Source organism: Massilia sp. Root133, from assembly GCF_001426525.1.
GTDB lineage: Bacteria > Pseudomonadota > Gammaproteobacteria > Burkholderiales > Burkholderiaceae_D > Telluria > Telluria orientalis.
Genome location: NZ_LMEW01000035.1, coordinates 169,381 through 184,460, shown reverse-complemented (window position 1 = coordinate 184,460; position 15,080 = coordinate 169,381). Strand labels below are relative to the sequence as shown.

Annotated in this window: 17 protein-coding genes; 7 read left to right on the top strand and 10 right to left on the bottom strand. The window is 66.5% G+C overall.

Translation table 11 applies throughout. The annotated features are described in order from the left end of the window. Window positions 1-27: 27 nt before the first annotated feature. The 5 genes from ASD28_RS27635 to rdgB form a co-directional block, all read right to left on the bottom strand. Window positions 28-420 (bottom strand): VOC family protein, encoded by a 393-nt coding sequence (locus tag ASD28_RS27635; protein WP_056136360.1) that lies wholly within the window; start codon window positions 418-420, stop codon window positions 28-30. 11 nt (window positions 421-431) lie between these two features. Next, complete coding sequence (locus ASD28_RS27630) at window positions 432-1,007, bottom strand: transglutaminase family protein (protein ID WP_056136892.1); 576 nt, start codon at window positions 1,005-1,007, stop codon at window positions 432-434. Window positions 1,008-1,021: 14 nt separating this feature from the next. Next, a complete protein-coding gene (locus tag ASD28_RS32150) occupies window positions 1,022-1,168 on the bottom strand; it encodes a hypothetical protein (protein ID WP_156403716.1) in 147 nt (48 codons plus the stop codon). Between the two features lie 65 nt (window positions 1,169-1,233). Beyond that, complete coding sequence (gene hemW, locus ASD28_RS27625; RefSeq protein ID WP_056136358.1) at window positions 1,234-2,466, bottom strand: radical SAM family heme chaperone HemW; 1,233 nt, start codon at window positions 2,464-2,466, stop codon at window positions 1,234-1,236. Next, on the bottom strand, window positions 2,463-3,056 hold the full coding sequence (gene rdgB, locus ASD28_RS27620; protein ID WP_056136356.1) for an RdgB/HAM1 family non-canonical purine NTP pyrophosphatase: 594 nt from the start codon (window positions 3,054-3,056) through the stop codon (window positions 2,463-2,465). The genes hemW and rdgB overlap by 4 nt, the downstream gene beginning before the upstream one ends. A gap of 134 nt (window positions 3,057-3,190) precedes the next feature. On the opposite strand from rdgB, the gene ASD28_RS27615 reads away from it, so the two are divergent. After that, window positions 3,191-3,955, top strand: a complete 765-nt coding sequence (locus tag ASD28_RS27615; protein ID WP_056136354.1) for a CPBP family intramembrane glutamic endopeptidase — start codon at window positions 3,191-3,193, stop codon at window positions 3,953-3,955. A 101-nt stretch (window positions 3,956-4,056) separates the two neighbouring features. On the opposite strand, the gene ASD28_RS27610 is transcribed toward ASD28_RS27615, so the two are convergent. Together ASD28_RS27610 and ASD28_RS27605 are read right to left on the bottom strand one after the other, a co-directional pair. Next, window positions 4,057-5,433, bottom strand: a complete 1,377-nt coding sequence (locus tag ASD28_RS27610) for a HAMP domain-containing sensor histidine kinase (protein WP_056136352.1) — start codon at window positions 5,431-5,433, stop codon at window positions 4,057-4,059. Continuing rightward, window positions 5,414-6,118 (bottom strand): response regulator transcription factor, encoded by a 705-nt coding sequence (locus ASD28_RS27605; protein WP_056136349.1) that lies wholly within the window; start codon window positions 6,116-6,118, stop codon window positions 5,414-5,416. The genes ASD28_RS27610 and ASD28_RS27605 overlap by 20 nt, the downstream gene beginning before the upstream one ends. A 352-nt stretch (window positions 6,119-6,470) precedes the next feature. Between ASD28_RS27605 and ASD28_RS27600 the strand changes: the two genes are divergently transcribed. From ASD28_RS27600 to ASD28_RS27590, 3 genes are read left to right on the top strand one after another with little or no spacing between them, the layout of a single operon-like run. After that, a complete protein-coding gene (locus tag ASD28_RS27600) occupies window positions 6,471-8,204 on the top strand; it encodes an ABC transporter permease subunit (protein WP_056136347.1) in 1,734 nt (577 codons plus the stop codon). Window positions 8,205-8,218: 14 nt separating this feature from the next. Continuing rightward, window positions 8,219-9,517: a nitrate/sulfonate/bicarbonate ABC transporter ATP-binding protein gene (locus tag ASD28_RS27595; protein ID WP_056136345.1), complete on the top strand. Its 1,299-nt coding sequence runs from the start codon at window positions 8,219-8,221 to the stop codon at window positions 9,515-9,517. Window position 9,518: 1 nt separating this feature from the next. Further along, window positions 9,519-10,067 carry a DUF4337 domain-containing protein gene (locus tag ASD28_RS27590; protein WP_056136343.1) on the top strand — a complete coding sequence of 183 codons (549 nt, stop codon included), beginning with the start codon at window positions 9,519-9,521 and terminating at the stop codon, window positions 10,065-10,067. A 105-nt stretch (window positions 10,068-10,172) separates the two neighbouring features. On the opposite strand, the gene rph is transcribed toward ASD28_RS27590, so the two are convergent. From rph to ASD28_RS27575, 3 genes are read right to left on the bottom strand one after another with little or no spacing between them, the layout of a single operon-like run. Further along, the gene (gene rph / locus ASD28_RS27585; protein WP_056136341.1) at window positions 10,173-10,907 is read right to left on the bottom strand and encodes a ribonuclease PH; all 735 of its coding nucleotides are present in this window, start codon (window positions 10,905-10,907) and stop codon (window positions 10,173-10,175) included. A gap of 29 nt (window positions 10,908-10,936) precedes the next feature. Next, entirely contained in the window at window positions 10,937-11,866 is a 930-nt protein-coding gene (locus ASD28_RS27580; RefSeq protein ID WP_056136339.1) for a PP2C family serine/threonine-protein phosphatase, read from the bottom strand. A 9-nt stretch (window positions 11,867-11,875) separates the two neighbouring features. Beyond that, window positions 11,876-12,862, bottom strand: a complete 987-nt coding sequence (locus tag ASD28_RS27575) for a serine/threonine-protein kinase (RefSeq protein ID WP_056136337.1) — start codon at window positions 12,860-12,862, stop codon at window positions 11,876-11,878. Between the two features lie 164 nt (window positions 12,863-13,026). On the opposite strand from ASD28_RS27575, the gene ASD28_RS27570 reads away from it, so the two are divergent. From ASD28_RS27570 to rpoZ, 3 genes are all read left to right on the top strand, one after another. Continuing rightward, window positions 13,027-13,914 carry a YicC/YloC family endoribonuclease gene (locus ASD28_RS27570; RefSeq protein WP_056136335.1) on the top strand — a complete coding sequence of 296 codons (888 nt, stop codon included), beginning with the start codon at window positions 13,027-13,029 and terminating at the stop codon, window positions 13,912-13,914. A 136-nt stretch (window positions 13,915-14,050) separates the two neighbouring features. Next, window positions 14,051-14,686, top strand: a complete 636-nt coding sequence (gmk, locus tag ASD28_RS27565) for a guanylate kinase (protein WP_056136334.1) — start codon at window positions 14,051-14,053, stop codon at window positions 14,684-14,686. Window positions 14,687-14,850: 164 nt separating this feature from the next. Next, complete coding sequence (gene rpoZ, locus ASD28_RS27560) at window positions 14,851-15,054, top strand: DNA-directed RNA polymerase subunit omega (protein ID WP_005665923.1); 204 nt, start codon at window positions 14,851-14,853, stop codon at window positions 15,052-15,054. The last annotated feature ends 26 nt before the right edge of the window (window positions 15,055-15,080 follow it).

Here is a 15,080-nt window from a genome sequence, read left to right as displayed (position 1 = left end):
GGCACGTTTCCCTTCGTCATCCAACGCCTATTTGGGACGGAACAGCGCGCACAGCTTGTGGCCATCCGGATCGCGCACGTACGCGAGGTACAGCGGTCCCAGGCTGCTCTCGCGCAGGCCCGGCGGCGCCTCGATCGACGTGCCGCCCTGGGCGACCGCCGTGTCGTGGAACGCGTGGACCTGTTCGGGCGACGCGCATTTGAAGCCGATCGTGGCCCCGTTCGCGCAAGTGGCATCGGCGCCGTCGATCGGTTCGGTGATGCAGAACGAGCCGCCGTCGTGGCGATAGAACAGCCGGCGCTGGCCCGTCAGGTTCGTGTTGGGGAACGGCTCGCCCACGCCGAGGACGCCCAGCACGGCGTCGTAGAAACGCTTGGAACGATCGAGGTCGTTGGAACCGACCATGATGTGACTGAACATACGTACCCTTTCTAAAGAAGTTCAACGTCCGGCAGGTTGGCAAGCACCTGGTCCCACGTATCGTAGCATTCCAGCGTCTCGACGACGACGGGCAGCGGCTCGGCCCAGATCTCCGGCAGCATCCGTTCCTCGCGCGTGCGCGTCGCGAACGCCAGCTTTTCCACGGGCGGTTCGAAGCGGGCATCGACGCCGGGCTTGTTGCCGCGCGCATCGATGCGGTACCAGCCGACGTCCTTCAGATACACGGCATTCAGGCCGTGCAGGCAGTACGGCGCCCCGCTGTCGCCGACCGACAGGCGCTGGTAGCACAGCCCCGCCGGGATGCCGTTCGCGCGCAGCAGCGCGGCGAGCAGATGGCTCTTCGCGTAGCAATAGCCCGTCCCGTGGCGCAGCACGTCGGAGGCCTTGCACGTCACGGGGTTCGCTTTGAAATCCACGCTGTGGCGGATGGCGTCGCGCACGAATTCGAAGCAGGCGCGCACGACGTCCGCTTCGGAAGTCGCGCCTTCGGCCAGCCGGCGGGCGGTGGCGAGGACGTCCGGTGTGTCGAAGTCGATGTAGGTGCTGGCGGTGAGATAGCGTTGCATGGCCGGGCCGGACGTCATCCGAACTCGCCCGCCAGCGCTGCGGCGAGCACGAGGGCAATGGTGCAGAACAGGCCGAATTGCAGGCGCCTGTTCGTGGCGGTGGCGAGGGTGGCGCACAGCCCCACGATCAGGGGCACGAACGCCAGAGTCGGATGCGTCATGATGTGAGCGGGTTGTCGAAGCCGCTACCTTAGCAGACCGGGCCCGCGCCAAAATGCGCTCTTTGTCACTCGGCCAGGAACATCTCCTGCAGGTCGTTAAGGAAACGCTGCCCCAGTACCGTCGGCCGGATCACGCGGAAATCGCGGTAGATCAGGCCCTTCGCTTCGGCCGCGTTCAGGTCCTTCTCGATCGCGTTGATCGGCATGCCCGTGCGTTCGCCGAACAGGTTCGGGTCGAACCCTTCCGTCAGCCGCAGCGCGTTGAGCATGAACTCGAAGCCCAGGTCGGCGCGCGCGAGCTCGTGTTCCTCGGCGACCGCATTGCCCTTCCCTGCCGCCTCCATGAACGACGCCGGCTGCTTGTAGCGCGCCTGGCGCAGCACGCGGTGCGGGAACGACAGCTTCGAATGCGCGCCCGCGCCGATGCCGAGATAATCGCCGAACTTCCAGTAGTTCAGGTTGTGGCGCGCGCGGTGGCCCGGCTTCGCATACGCCGAGACCTCGTAGTGCTCATAGCCCGCGGCGGCCGTGCGCTCGGCGATCATGTCCTGGATGTCGGCGCTCTCGTCGTCGCCCGGCAGCTCCGGCGGATACTTCGCGAACACCGTGTTCGGTTCCATCGTCAGGTGGTACAGCGACAAATGCGGCGGCGCAAACGACAGCGCCATGTCGATGTCGGCCTGCGCCTCCACCAGCGTCTGCCCCGGCAGCGCGTACATCAGGTCGAGGTTGAAATTGTCGAAATCGGCCTGGGCGATCCCCACGGCCCGGATGGCTTCCTCGGCGTCGTGGATGCGGCCCAGCGCCTGCAAATGCCGGCTGTTGAAGCTCTGGATGCCGATCGACAGGCGGTTGATCCCGCTGGCGCGGAAGGCCTTGAATTTCTCCGCCTCGAACGTGCCGGGATTCGCTTCCATCGTGATCTCGGCGTCGAGATCGAGCGGCAGCAAGGTGCGGAGGTCCGACATCAGCCGGTCCAGCCCCGCCGCCGAGATCAGGCTCGGCGTGCCGCCGCCGATGAACACTGTGTGGATCTTGCGGCCCCAGATCAGCGGCAGCGATTGTTCCAGGTCGGCGCGCAGCGCGTCCAGGTAAGCCTGTTCGGGAACCGGTTCCTTCGACTCGTGCGAATTGAAGTCGCAATACGGGCATTTGCGCACGCACCACGGCCAGTGGATGTACAGCGCCAGCGGCGGCAGCGCCGTCAGGTTCAGCGCGCCCGGTTGCAGGTATTGCAAGGCTGCCGTCGCCGGGGAGCGCGGTTCGGTGACCGGGCCGACGGGCTTGATCGGAATCATTTCAGTTTCCCGAGCTTGTCGACGAGGGCGCGCAACGCCTGGCCGCGGTGCGAGACGGCGTTCTTTTCTTCCGGCGCCAGCTCGGCGGCCGTGCGGCCGAATTCGGGCAGCAGGAAGTGCGGATCGTAGCCGAAGCCGCCCGCGCCGCGCGGCGTGTCGACGATCTGGCCGCGCCATACGCCGTCCGCGATCACCGGTTGCGGATCGTCGGGGTGGCGCACGTACACGAGCACGCAGTAGTAATACGCCGATTTGTCGGCGTGCGCGGCCAGGTCGGCGATCAGCTTCTCGTTGTTGCGCGCGTCCGACTTCGGCTCGCCCGCGAAGCGCGCGGAATAGACGCCGGGCGCGCCGCCGAGGGCGTTCACGCACACGCCGGAATCGTCGGCGAGGGCCGGCAGGCCGGTGAGGCGCGCCGCGTGGCGGGCCTTCTGCAGCGCGTTCTCGACGAAGGTGCCGAACGGTTCTTCCGCTTCGGGGACGTCGAACTCGCCCTGCGGATGCAGTTCGAAGCCGATCGGGCCCAGCAGCTGGGCGAATTCCTTGAGTTTTCCAGCATTGTTGGAGGCAAGGATGAGGCGTTGGGTCATTGCTGTCTCGGTCTGGACGAAGAACTGCGTATTTTACCGCTCATCCCGCGATACGCGCAGCCGGTCGCGCGCCGCTGGCACCAAGCCTGGCCGCTTCTTATCATCGCGCCACGATAACGATAAAGGAGACTCCCATGTCATTTCGCCAAGCGGCCGACCGCCATCCTCTCGCCGCCGCCATCCTGTGCGCCGGCCTGCAATTCGCAATCACGATCCTGATCCTCAAGGCCGGCAAGGAATTCGCCCCGCCGGCCGCGTGGGGCAAAATCAAGCTGGCCGCATTCGCGTCGACCGTCCTGCTGCCGCTGCTGCTCACGCAGGCGCTCGGCCTGTGGCGCGCCGTCGGCTTCGACCTCGACCGCCTGCGCCCGTCGCCATTCTTCCTCGCCTGCTTCGTGCCGGTGCTGATGTTCGCATCCATGGGCGTGCGCCTGGATGCGCGGCCCGACGTGGGCGCCGAAGTGCTGATGCAGCTCGTGAACGCCTTCGGCGAGGAGCTCCTGTTCCGCGGCGTGATCTTCGCGCTGCTGCTGCGCCTTCCCGTGTGGCAGGCGATCGTCGCGAACGGGCTGCTGTTCGGCTCCATGCACCTGATCCACGGCACGATGGACGGCGACTGGCCGCATGCCGTCGTATGGGCCCTGATGAGCGCCTGCGCCGGCATGATGTTCACGGCCGCGCGCTACCGCACGGGCAGCCTGTGGCTGGTGGTGGTGCTACACATGGTGCTGAACCTGGCCAGCATCTTTTCGAACGTAGAATTCATCGCGGGGCCGGACGTCAACCTGCTCGTGCAGCGCGCGACCAAGGTCGTCGAACTGGCGCTGGCCGCATGGGTCATGCTGCGCGCCGCACGGATTTCAGACCGTCATTCCCGCGCAAGCGGGAATCCATGCTGAGTCACAAAATTCGGTATTTTGGAAGTACCACAGCATGCATGGCGGAAGGGCTTCGGTAGCTCAGCATGGGTCCCCGCCTGCGCGGGGACGACGGCGTGAAATCAAGCCCGCGGGAACACCATGCTCGCCTCGAACCCCGGCTCGAGGCGGCGCAGCGCGAGCGTACCGTCGTGCAGCTGGGTGATGGCGGTGACGATGGACAGGCCCAGGCCGTTGCCCGGCAGGTGGCGGCTCTGGTCCACGCGGTAGAAGCGGCGCGTGAGCTTGTCCATGTCCTCGAGCGGCACGCCCTGGCCATAATCGCGCACGGTCAATGCCGGCGCACCGTCGACGGTGGCCACTTCGACGTCCACCCGGCCGCCGGTGCGGCCGTACTTGATGGCGTTGTCGATCAGGCTGGCCAGCGCGCTGGCCAGCAGGTCGCGGTCGCCGCGGATGGTCGTCGGCGTGCCCGCGAAGCGCAGCGCGACGCCCTGCTCTTCCGCGGCCGCCTCGTACAATTCCGTCATGTCGTGCGCGATGGCGGCCAGGTCGAGTTTTTCGAAGGTGCCCGCGCGCACGCCGGATTCCAGCGCGGCGATCTGCAGCAGCTTGTCGAACAGCGAAATGACGCTGTCGATGTCTTCGATGGCCAGGCGTGCGTCGGCGACGAGCGCGTGCGGATCGGCCGAGGCCTGCAGCGCGCGGTCGAGGCGCGAGCGCACGCGCGACAGCGGCGTGCGCAGGTCGTGCGCGATCGAATTCGATACGTGGCGCACGCCTTCCATCAGCGCTTCGATGCGGTCGAGCATGCGGTTGATGTCGTCGGCCAGGCGCGCGAATTCGTCGTTGCCCATCACGACGATGCGGCTGGACAGCTCGCCCGCCGCGATGCGCGCCGTCGTGCGGCGGATGCGGCCGATGCGCGCTTCCAGGCGCGAGCGGAAGATCTGGGCGCCGAAGAACGCGAGCAGGATCGACACGGCGCCGCTGACGAGCAGCGCGCGCTCGACGACGCTGCGGATGGCGTCGAGTTCGATCAGGTCGCGGCCGACGACGAGCCGGCTGCCGTCGTCCAGCCGCGTCGCGATCAGGCGCACGGAGACGGGCGTGCCGCTCCGTTCCATCTGCCCGAACGCCAGATCGCCGGCAGCCGGCAGCTCGCCGTACCAGCGCCCCAGGTTGCCGGCCAGGAGGTGGCCCTTCACATCGACGAGGCCGACCACCTCGGTGTCGGTGTCGATCAGGTCGTGCAGCTGGGCGTCGATTTCGCGTACGAGACCGGCGCGGCCGTCGCGGACCCACGCATCGGCCAGGTGCGTTTCCACGGCCATGATCTTGTTGTCGATCGAGTGCTCGAACACGCCCACCGTGCCGAAATAGACGATGGCGGACAGGGTCGCCATCGATGCGGCCAGCAGCAGGCCGTAGCCGACCGCCAGCCGGAACGCGATCGAGCCGCGCAGGCCGAACCGGCTGCTAGCGGGCGGACGGGCCATAGGTCGGCGCGGCGCTCAGCACGTAGCCGGCACCGCGCACCGTGTGGATCAGGGCGGGGTTGAAATCCTTGTCGATCTTGCTGCGCAGGCGGCTGATCTGCACGTCGATGACGTTCGTCTGCGGATCGAAATGATATTCCCACACGCCTTCCAGCAGCATCGTGCGGGTGACGATCTGGCCTTCGTGGCGCATGAGGTATTCGAGCAGGCGGAATTCGCGCGGCTGCAGCGTGATCGTCGTGCCCTGGCGCGTGACGCGCATCGTACGCACGTCGAGCTGCAGGTCGGCCACCTGCAGCACGGTGGCTTCGCGCGACCAGCTGTTGCGGCGGCTGAGGTTTTCCACGCGCGCCAGCAGTTCCGACATGACGAACGGCTTGGTCAGATAATCGTCGCTGCCCGCGCGCAGGCCGCGCACGCGCTCGTCGACGCTGTTCAGCGCGGACAGGATCAGCACCGGCGTGCCGTCGCCGCGCGCGCGCATCTGCTCGAGGATGCCCAGGCCGTCGACCTGGCCGGGCAGCATGCGGTCGAGGACGACCACGTCCCAGCGCGTCTCCTGCAGGCGGCGGTTGCCCGCTTCGCCATTCGTTTCCGCCTGCACGGCATAGCCGGCCGCGCGCAATCCGCTACAAAGGTAGTCGCGGGTTTCGGTATCGTCTTCGATCACGAGGCAGTTCGGCATGATTCGGCTCTTGGTGTTAAGTGGACTATAGCGCTGCGGTGCAGTATAGGCGAGTGACGGGGCCTAAAAATTACGATCAGGTAATGTCGACATGTCGTGGCACATTACCAGATCGTAATACCGTATTGATGCGCTGCAACGTAAAATCCGACCGTTTTCATTTCATGGAGTCCCTTTCATGGGCACTTGTTCGAGTGGCAGTTGTTGCCGGCTGAATGCCGGTCTCGCCCCGGCAAGATAACGCAGGTCCTTCCTCCTGCCGTCATCTCGCCCCAGGGCGGATGATGGTATCCACGACACACGAATCACCAAGCGCGAATGAAAGGTATGCCGTTCACCGACGGAGATACCGATGTTTCGTAGTTCCCTGTTATACCCTGGACGAAACGGCCGCCCGTTTCTCGCGACCACCCCGAACCGCTGGGACTGGGCGCTGCTGCCGCTCGTCCTCGTCGTGCTGGCACTGGCCGCGTACGGCGCGATGCAGATGGCGCGCCCGTTCGTGCTGGGCCAACCGACGCCGATCTCGCTCGATCCGGCGGTCCTCCCATACTACCTGCTGCGCACGATCCTGCGCATGTTCAGCGCGTTGGGTGCCGCGCTGCTGTTCACGTTCGCGTTCGCCGTCGTCGCCACGCGCTGGAAGAGCGCGGAAAAGATCATGGTGCCGCTGCTGGACGTGCTGCAGTCGGTGCCGATCCTGGGCTTCCAGGCCATCGCCATCGCGCCGTTCATCGCCCTCTTCCCCGGCAACCTGCTGGGCGTCGAGTGCGCCGCCGTGTTCGCGATCTTCACGTCGCAGGCGTGGAACATGGCGTTCAGCCTGTACCAGTCGATGAAGACGATCCCGCCCGAACTGGCGGAAGCGGCGCGCGTGTTCCGGCTGTCGCCGTGGCAGCGCTTCTGGCGCCTGGAACTGCCGTACGCGCTGCCCGCGCTGCTGTGGAACATGATGATGTCGATGTCCGGCGGCTGGTTCTTCCTCGTCGCCGCCGAGGCGATCTCGGTGGCGGGCCAGGACATCAAGCTGCCGGGCATCGGCGCCTACATCGCCGTCGCCATCGAACAGAAGAACGGCGGCGCCATCGCGTGGGCCATCGCCGCCATGTTCGCCGGCATCCTGCTGTACGACCAGCTGTTCTTCCGTCCCCTGCTCGCGTGGGCGGACAAATTCCGCTTCGAGGAATCGCAGGGAGAATATGCGCAGCAATCGTGGGTGCTGGACTGGGGCCGCCGCAGCGTGTGGATCCGCGCCCTCACCGACCGCATGTGGGCGGCGCTCGCGCGCACGCTCGGCTGGTTCGGCACGCCCGAACCCGTCGACGCGGCGCCGCGCGTTTCCCGCTTCACGCTGTCCGCGCGCGCGATCGACCGCATCGTCCTCGCGCTCGCGCTGCTGGGCGCATGGCGCTTTATCCTGTTCATCCACGCGGAGGTCGGCTGGGGCGAAGCGCTGCGCGTCGTGGGCCTCGGCTGCATCACGCTCGTGCGGGTGATGCTGCTGATCGGCCTCGCGTCGCTCGTGTGGGTACCGGTCGCCGTGTGGATCGGCCTGCGGCCCCGCTACGCGCAGGCCGTGCAGGCGCTCGCGCAATTCCTCGCCGCGTTCCCCGTGAACCTGATGTTCCCGCTCGTCGTGTACGCGCTCGTGCACCTGCGCCTGAATCCGAACATCTGGCTCAGTCCATTGATGGTGTTCGGCACCCAGTGGTACATCCTGTTCAACGTGGTCGCGGGCGCCTCCACGCTGCCGAACGAGCTGCGGCTCGCGGCCGACAATCTCGGCCTGACGGGCTGGCTGAAATGGAAGCGCGTGTACCTGCCGGCCGTGTTCCCGAGCTTCGTGACGGGCGCGATCACCGCGAGCGGCGGCTCGTGGAACGCGAGCATCGTGGCGGAATACGTCACGTGGGGCAAGACGTCGCTCGTGGCCGATGGCCTGGGCAGCTACATCAAGCAGATGACGGACGCCGGCGACTTCCACCGCATCGCCCTCGGCATCGGGGTGATGTGCGTGTTCGTCATGGTATTGAACCGCTTCTTCTGGCGCCGGCTGTACCTGCTGGCCGAAGACCGCAGCCGCTGATAGGGAGTATGAAAATGACCGACAAACTGATCGAACTGCAGGCCGTGAAAAAGGCCTTCCGCAGCGCCGACGGCGCCCCGCGCACCGTGCTGGAAGGCGTCGACTTCACGCTGGCGGACGGCGAGATCGTCGCGCTGCTGGGCAAATCCGGCTCCGGCAAATCCACGCTGCTGCGCATCGTGGCGGGCCTCGTGCCGGCCGACGCGGGCAAGGTCGAATACCGCGGACGTCCCATCCGCGGGCCGCTGTCCGGCGTCGCGATGGTCTTTCAATCGTTCGCGCTGTTCCCCTGGCTGACGGTGCAGCAGAACGTGGAGCTCGGGCTCGAAGCGCAGGGCGTCCCTCCCGCCGCGCGGCGCGAGCGGGCGGACGCGATGCTCGACCTGATCGGCCTCTCCGGCTTCGGCAGCGCGCTGCCGCGCGAGCTGTCGGGCGGCATGCGCCAGCGCGTGGGCATCGCGCGCGCGCTCGTCACGCACCCGGACGTGCTGCTGATGGACGAAGCCTTCTCCGCGCTCGACGTGCTGACGGGGGAGACGCTGCGGGGCGACATCCTCGACCTGTGGGACGGCAAACGGATCCCCACGCGCGGCATCCTGATCGTGTCGCACAACATCGAGGAAGCCGTCATGATGGCGGACCGCATCATCATCCTGTCGAGCGATCCGGGCCGCGTGCGCCACGAGATCCGCATCGACCTGCCGCGCCCGCGCAATGCCGACGCGCCGGAAGTGCGCGCCCTCGTCGACGAGGTCTATGGCCTGATGACGATGCGTCCCGCCGCGGCGCCCGCGACGGCGCGCCCGGCCACCATCGACTACCGCCTGCCGGACACGGACGTGGGCCGCATGGAGAGCGTGCTGGACCTGCTCGCGGGCGCTCCGTACGACGGCCGCGCCGACCTGCCGCAGCTGTCGGAAGACACCGAGCTGCCGGACGAGGAACTGTTCCCGACCTACGAGGCATTGAACCTGCTGGGCCTCGCGCACGTCGAGCGCGGCGACATCGCGCTGACCGGTCTGGGCCTGCGCTATGCCCAGGCCGACCAGGCGCTGCGCCAGACGCTGTTCGGCCAGCAGCTGTTGAAAAACGTGCCGCTGGCCGCGCGCATCCGCCGCCAGCTGGAGGACGAGACAGGCGGCGCGCTGCCGGAAGATCCGTTCATCGACCTGCTGGAAGACGCGCTCGAAGCGGACCAGGCCAAGCGCATGCTGGAAGTGGCGATCGAGTGGGGCCGCTACGGCGAGCTGTATGAGTACGACTATCACACAGGCCGGCTGAAGCTGCCGGGCACCGGGAACGCGAAGGAGTGACATGGAAACCGACACCCTCGACCGCAAGGTCGCGCTGACCGTGGCGCTGCTGGCGTCCTTCATGGGCGTCTGCAAGGTCAAGGACGACAACATCGTGCAGGCGATGCAGCAGGCGCAGGCCGACAAGATCGATCATTGGGCCTTCTACCAGGCCCGCAACCTGCGCCAGGAACAGGCGCATACGACCCTGCTCCAGGTGCGCCTGGCCGCCGCCGGCCGCCCGGCCGGCGAGCAGGCTGGCTACACGGCCGCGATCGCGGATCTGGAAAAGCTGGAACACGACCAGGCGCAGAAGAAGAACGACGTGCTGGCGCAGGCGAAGCAAGACCAGGACACGTACGACGCGCTGAACTACCGCGACGACCAGTTCGACCTGTCCGACGCGGCGCTGGCGCTGGCCCTGTCGCTGCTGGCCGTGACGACGCTGACGCGCCAGCGCTGGCTGTATCTCGCGGCGCTGGTGCCGACGGCGATCGGCGTGTTCTATGGCGTGGCCGGGCTGGCGGGGTTGCCGTTTCACCCGAGCTGGCTGACCGGGCTACTGTCGTAAGCCTCGTACGGTAATACGTCATCCCCGCGAAGGCGGGGATCCAAGTTTGCCCGCGTCGCGGTAACGCATGCAAAATTGGCCCTCCGCCTCCGCGGGGGCGACGGTTCACGCAGTCAGTCCGAGCGCCCGCTTCTGCAGGGTGACCAGCTCGCGGATCCCCTGCTCTGCCAGGTCGAGCAGACGGTTCATCCCCGCCCGGTCGAACGCCTCGCCCTCGGCCGTGCCCTGCACTTCGACGAAGTGCCCGGCCTCCGTCATCACGACGTTCATGTCGGTGTCGCAGCCCGAATCCTCGACGTAGTCCAAGTCCAGCACGGGCACGCCGCCCACGACGCCCACCGAGATCGCGGCGACGAAATGCTTGACCGGCACGGCCGGCACCAGGCCCGCCGTCACGAGCTTCGAGAACGCGTCATAGGCCGCCACCATCGCGCCCGTGATCGACGCGGTACGCGTGCCGCCGTCGGCCTGGATCACGTCGCAATCCAGGTGCAGCGTGCGTTCGCCGAACGCTTCCAGGTCGAACGCGGCGCGCAGCGAGCGGCCGATCAGGCGCTGGATTTCCTGCGTGCGGCCGGACTGCTTGCCGCGCGCCGCCTCGCGGTCCATGCGCGTGTGCGTGGAGCGCGGCAGCATGCCGTATTCCGCGGTCAGCCAGCCCTGCCCTTTGCCCTTCAGGAAGCCCGGCACTTTTTCCTCGATGCTGGCGGTGCAGATCACCTTCGTGTCGCCGCATTCGATCAGCACGGAACCTTCGGCGTGCTTCGTGTACTGGCGGGTGATGCGGATGGCGCGCAGCTGGTCGACGGCACGGCCGCTGGGGCGGAGGGTTTGGGTCATGGATGTCCTTCGTGGTTGATTGTTTCAATTTACTTCAATATTTGCGACGACTTCTCGATGGCATCGCGGATCTCGGCGATGGCCTTCTCGATGTCGTCCTCGTCGAACGGGTCGTCCGGTGCGGGCGCCGCGGCAGGCGCATCGATGCGGCTCGTGACTTCGCCGTCGGGCACCATCTGCGTCGAGACGACGCTCGGGTCGCCCGCGGCGGCCGGCGTCCCTGCGCCCTGCCACTGGATGGCGAGCGCCGTCGTGTTGTCGCCGCGGCTGCCGGCGATGGCGGTGGCCATCGCGATCATCTCCGGCACCGCCTGCGTGATCGGCTGCGCGGACAGGCGGTGCGCGATCTCGGTGTCGGGCAGCATCGACCACAGGCCGTCGGAGCACAGCAGCAGGATGTCGCCCGGCTCCAGGCTGGCCGCGCGCGACAGCTCGACCTTCGGCGGCGTCGACGCGCCCAGGCAGTTGTACAGTTTGTTGCGGTCCGGGTGCGTGGTGCGCTCGCTCGCGTCGGCCTGCCCTTTCGCGATCAGGTACTCGATGTGCGAATGGTCGAGCGTGCGCCCGAGGACCTGGCCACGGCGCAGCCAGTACAGGCGCGAATCGCCGCAATGGGCCCAGACGGCGCTGTTGTGCTGCACGAGGCAGGCGACGATCGTCGTGCGCGGGCTGTCCGGCATCGCCTTCTCGCGCGTGTAGCGCAGGATGTCCTCGTGCGCCTGCTGCAAGGCCTCCTGCAGGAAGCGCTCGGGCTTGCGCACGTACGGCGTCGCCTGCGCCTTGAAGCGCGTGGCGATGCTTTGCAGGGCGATCGTGGCCGCGACCTCGCCGCGCAAATGGCCGCCCATGCCGTCCGCCAGCACGAGCAGCAGCGCGTCGCGCGTGTACAGATAGCCCATGCGGTCCTGGTTGAGTTTGCGGCCGCCGATGTGGCTTTGCTGGTAGACGGAAAATTGCATGGTTTATCCTCAGGCGCGTCCGCGGCCGAAGCCGATGCGTTCGACGAGGCCGCGCCAGCCGGAGGCCGGCGCCGCATCGTCGGTCTCGGGCGGCAGCGCCGCCGGCGTCGCAGGAAGGCCCGCCTGCAGCACCTTCTGCACGGCGAACACGCTCTGCGGCCGCGCCAGCGGATCGAGCGCGAGGCACGCCTTCACCATCGCCACGAGGCCCGGCGTGTACGCGCCATCCAGCATCGCGATCTGCCCGCCCATCGTGTCGGCCGCGCGGCGCTGGTCGGCCGGCTGCGGCGGCGCGCCCGCCATGCACGCGAACATGGCGGCGCCGATGCTGTAGATGTCCGTCCACGGCCCCAGCGCGCTGCCTTTCGCGTACAGCTCGGGCGCCGCGAAGCCGGGCGTGTACATGGGCGCCAGCGTGGGCGCGTCGGTGTGGATGGTCTGGCGCGCGGCGCCGAAGTCGAGCAGCATGGGCGAGCCGTCCGTGCGCAGGTAGATGTTGGCCGGCTTGAGGTCCAGGTGCAACAGCTTGTTCGCGTGGACGTCGCGCAGGCCCGCGCAGACGCCGTTGAACACCTGGCGGATGAACGGTTCGCCGGCGCGGCTGCCTTTCGCATGGATGCGCGCGGCGACTTCCTGCAGCGAGTGGCCCGATTCGTAGGCCATCACCATATAGACCGTGTCGTTGGCGCGGAAAAAATTTAACACCCGCACGACGTTCGGATGGACGATGCGCGCCAATGCCCTTCCCTCTTCGAAAAAGCATTTCAGGCCGATGCGGAAAACGGGCAGGTTCGCCTTCGGGATCGTGGGCGCCAGCTCACCGGGGGCCCGCAGCGCCAGGGCGCTGGGCAGGTATTCCTTGATCGCCACGGCGTTGCCGTCGGCATCATATGCAAGATAAACAATACTGAACCCGCCGGACGCAATTTTCTTTACAATGCGATATCCGCCAATTTCCAGCCCATCGGGCAGGGGAGCATTATTCTGGGCAGCCATTTGGGAAAGTATTCCTTGCTAAACACGGCGATTGTGTGGATAAATCACCGCTTTGTAAAGAATAAGGGAATCTCGCAAAACCACAGCGCGCGGCGCCACCCGCACCGCGCTGCGGCCGGCGAAGCAGATTCCGGAAATCGGGGACTCCATTGAGCATTTCTAGCATGACAGGTTATGCGGTCGCCACAAGCGAAGGCGCTGCCGGCACCCTGACGATCGAGATCAAGAGCGTCAACTCGCGCTTTCTCGACCTCCAGTTCCGCATCAACGACGAGCTGCGCGCGCTGGAGCCGGACCTGCGCTCCGCCATCATGGCGGCCATCACGCGCGGCAAGGTCGAGGTGCGGCTGTCGTTCGGCCGCAAGGCCACGACCGGCTCCCAGGTCCTGAACCAGACGCTGCTGGCCGACCTCGCGCGGCTGCAGACCGAGGTCACGCGCCACTTCGTGTCCGCCCCGCTGATGACGGTGGCGGAACTGCTGCGCTGGCCGGGCGTGATCGAGGAAGCGCAGATCGGCCAGGAATCGCTGCAGGCCGACGTCGCCGCCCTCGCCGCGAAGACGATCGCCGCCTTCGTCGACAGCCGCAAGCGCGAAGGCGCGGCGCTGGAAGCGATGCTGGTCGCGCGCATCGAGGCGATGGAAGCCATCGTCAAACGCATCACCCCGTTGATCCCGCAGGTCATCGCCCAGTTCCAGCAAAAAGCGATCGAGCGCATGCAGGACGCGCTGGGCCTGGCCGGCCACGGCAACCCGCAAGTGCTCACGCGCCAGGAAGTCTTCGAACGGATTCGCCAGGAAGTCACGTTGTACGGCATCCGCATCGACGTCTCGGAAGAACTGTCGCGCCTGACGGCCCACCTGAACGAGACCCGCCACATCCTCAAGAAGGGCGGCCAGGTCGGCAAGCGCCTCGACTTCATGATGCAGGAACTGAACCGCGAAGCGAATACGCTGGGCGCCAAGGCTTCCGTCAAGGAGCTGGCCGATGCGTCGATGGAGCTCAAGCTGCTCATTGAGCAGATGCGGGAACAGGTTCAGAATCTCGAATAATCGAGGGTCAGAGCCCGGTTTTCACGGGTGGGCTCTGACCCCGACTGACTATAGGTCTTCGAACGCGTGCCCGGGGGAACCCGGCCACGCGTTCTATGCATTACCATCGAATTAACACGTAACAAAGGAACCCACCATGCTCACCAACGCTTTCTCCGGCAGCCTGTTCGTCGTCGCCGCCCCGTCCGGCGCCGGCAAGTCGACCCTGGTCAATGCGCTGCTGGCTCAGGAACCGGGCATCAAGCTGTCGATCTCGACGACGACGCGCCCGCCGCGTCCGGGGGAAGAGGACGGCCGCGAATACCACTTCACCACCGCCGAGGATTTCGTCGCCCGCGCCGACCGCGGCGAATTCCTGGAATGGGCCGAGGTGCATGGCAATTACTACGGCACGAGCCGCCTGACGGTGGAACAGGAAATGAAGACGGGCATCGACATCCTGCTGGAAATCGACTGGCAGGGCGCGCGCCAGGTGAAGAAGCAGTTTCCGGACGCGGCCGGCATCTTCATCCTGCCGCCGTCGATCGCGGCGCTGGAAGAGCGCCTGCACAAGCGCGGGACGGACGAGCCGCACATCATCACGCGCCGCCTGCTGGCTGCGGGGGGCGAGATCGCTCACGCTCCCGAGTTCGAGTATGCTATCATCAACGAAGAGTTCAACGTCGCCCTGTCCGAGCTGCAGGCGATTGTCAAAGCGACACGTTCGCGCTTCGCCCAACAGGCAGCCCGCAACGCCTCGCTCTTTGCCCAGTTGGGAATCCATTCTTCTTGATTTTCGGGGTCAGAGCCCGGTTTTCGTGATTTTCGGGGTCAGAGCCCGGTTTTCGCGCTTGGGCTCTGACCCCGACTGACTAGACAGAACATTCGCATATTGCCTGCCGCATCGAAGTCGCTTTGAACCTGCCCGAATCGTTACCTGATCATTAGGAGCACCACATGGCCCGCATCACCATTGAAGATTGCCTGAAAAACGTCCCGAACCGTTTCCAGCTGACCCTGGCCGCGACTTATCGCGCACGCCAGCTGCTGCAAGGCCACACCCCGAAAGTCGAAGCCAAGGACAAGCCGACCGTCGTCGCGCTGCGCGAAATCGCCGCCGGCAAGGTTGGTCTGGAAATGCTGAAAAAAGTCCCGATGTAAGTCGGGCGGTGCCTGAGCCTATGTGG

Coding starts and splice junctions, on each gene's coding strand:
- ASD28_RS27635 (WP_056136360.1), bottom strand. CDS start 420: ATGTTCAGTCACATCATGGTCGGTTCCAACGACCTCGATCGTTCCAAG.
- ASD28_RS27630 (WP_056136892.1), bottom strand. CDS start 1,007: ATGCAACGCTATCTCACCGCCAGCACCTACATCGACTTCGACACACCG.
- ASD28_RS32150 (WP_156403716.1), bottom strand. CDS start 1,168: ATGACGCATCCGACTCTGGCGTTCGTGCCCCTGATCGTGGGGCTGTGC.
- hemW (WP_056136358.1), bottom strand. CDS start 2,466: ATGATTCCGATCAAGCCCGTCGGCCCGGTCACCGAACCGCGCTCCCCG.
- rdgB (WP_056136356.1), bottom strand. CDS start 3,056: ATGACCCAACGCCTCATCCTTGCCTCCAACAATGCTGGAAAACTCAAG.
- ASD28_RS27615 (WP_056136354.1), top strand. CDS start 3,191: ATGTCATTTCGCCAAGCGGCCGACCGCCATCCTCTCGCCGCCGCCATC.
- ASD28_RS27610 (WP_056136352.1), bottom strand. CDS start 5,433: ATGGCCCGTCCGCCCGCTAGCAGCCGGTTCGGCCTGCGCGGCTCGATC.
- ASD28_RS27605 (WP_056136349.1), bottom strand. CDS start 6,118: ATGCCGAACTGCCTCGTGATCGAAGACGATACCGAAACCCGCGACTAC.
- ASD28_RS27600 (WP_056136347.1), top strand. CDS start 6,471: ATGTTTCGTAGTTCCCTGTTATACCCTGGACGAAACGGCCGCCCGTTT.
- ASD28_RS27595 (WP_056136345.1), top strand. CDS start 8,219: ATGACCGACAAACTGATCGAACTGCAGGCCGTGAAAAAGGCCTTCCGC.
- ASD28_RS27590 (WP_056136343.1), top strand. CDS start 9,519: ATGGAAACCGACACCCTCGACCGCAAGGTCGCGCTGACCGTGGCGCTG.
- rph (WP_056136341.1), bottom strand. CDS start 10,907: ATGACCCAAACCCTCCGCCCCAGCGGCCGTGCCGTCGACCAGCTGCGC.
- ASD28_RS27580 (WP_056136339.1), bottom strand. CDS start 11,866: ATGCAATTTTCCGTCTACCAGCAAAGCCACATCGGCGGCCGCAAACTC.
- ASD28_RS27575 (WP_056136337.1), bottom strand. CDS start 12,862: ATGGCTGCCCAGAATAATGCTCCCCTGCCCGATGGGCTGGAAATTGGC.
- ASD28_RS27570 (WP_056136335.1), top strand. CDS start 13,027: ATGACAGGTTATGCGGTCGCCACAAGCGAAGGCGCTGCCGGCACCCTG.
- gmk (WP_056136334.1), top strand. CDS start 14,051: ATGCTCACCAACGCTTTCTCCGGCAGCCTGTTCGTCGTCGCCGCCCCG.
- rpoZ (WP_005665923.1), top strand. CDS start 14,851: ATGGCCCGCATCACCATTGAAGATTGCCTGAAAAACGTCCCGAACCGT.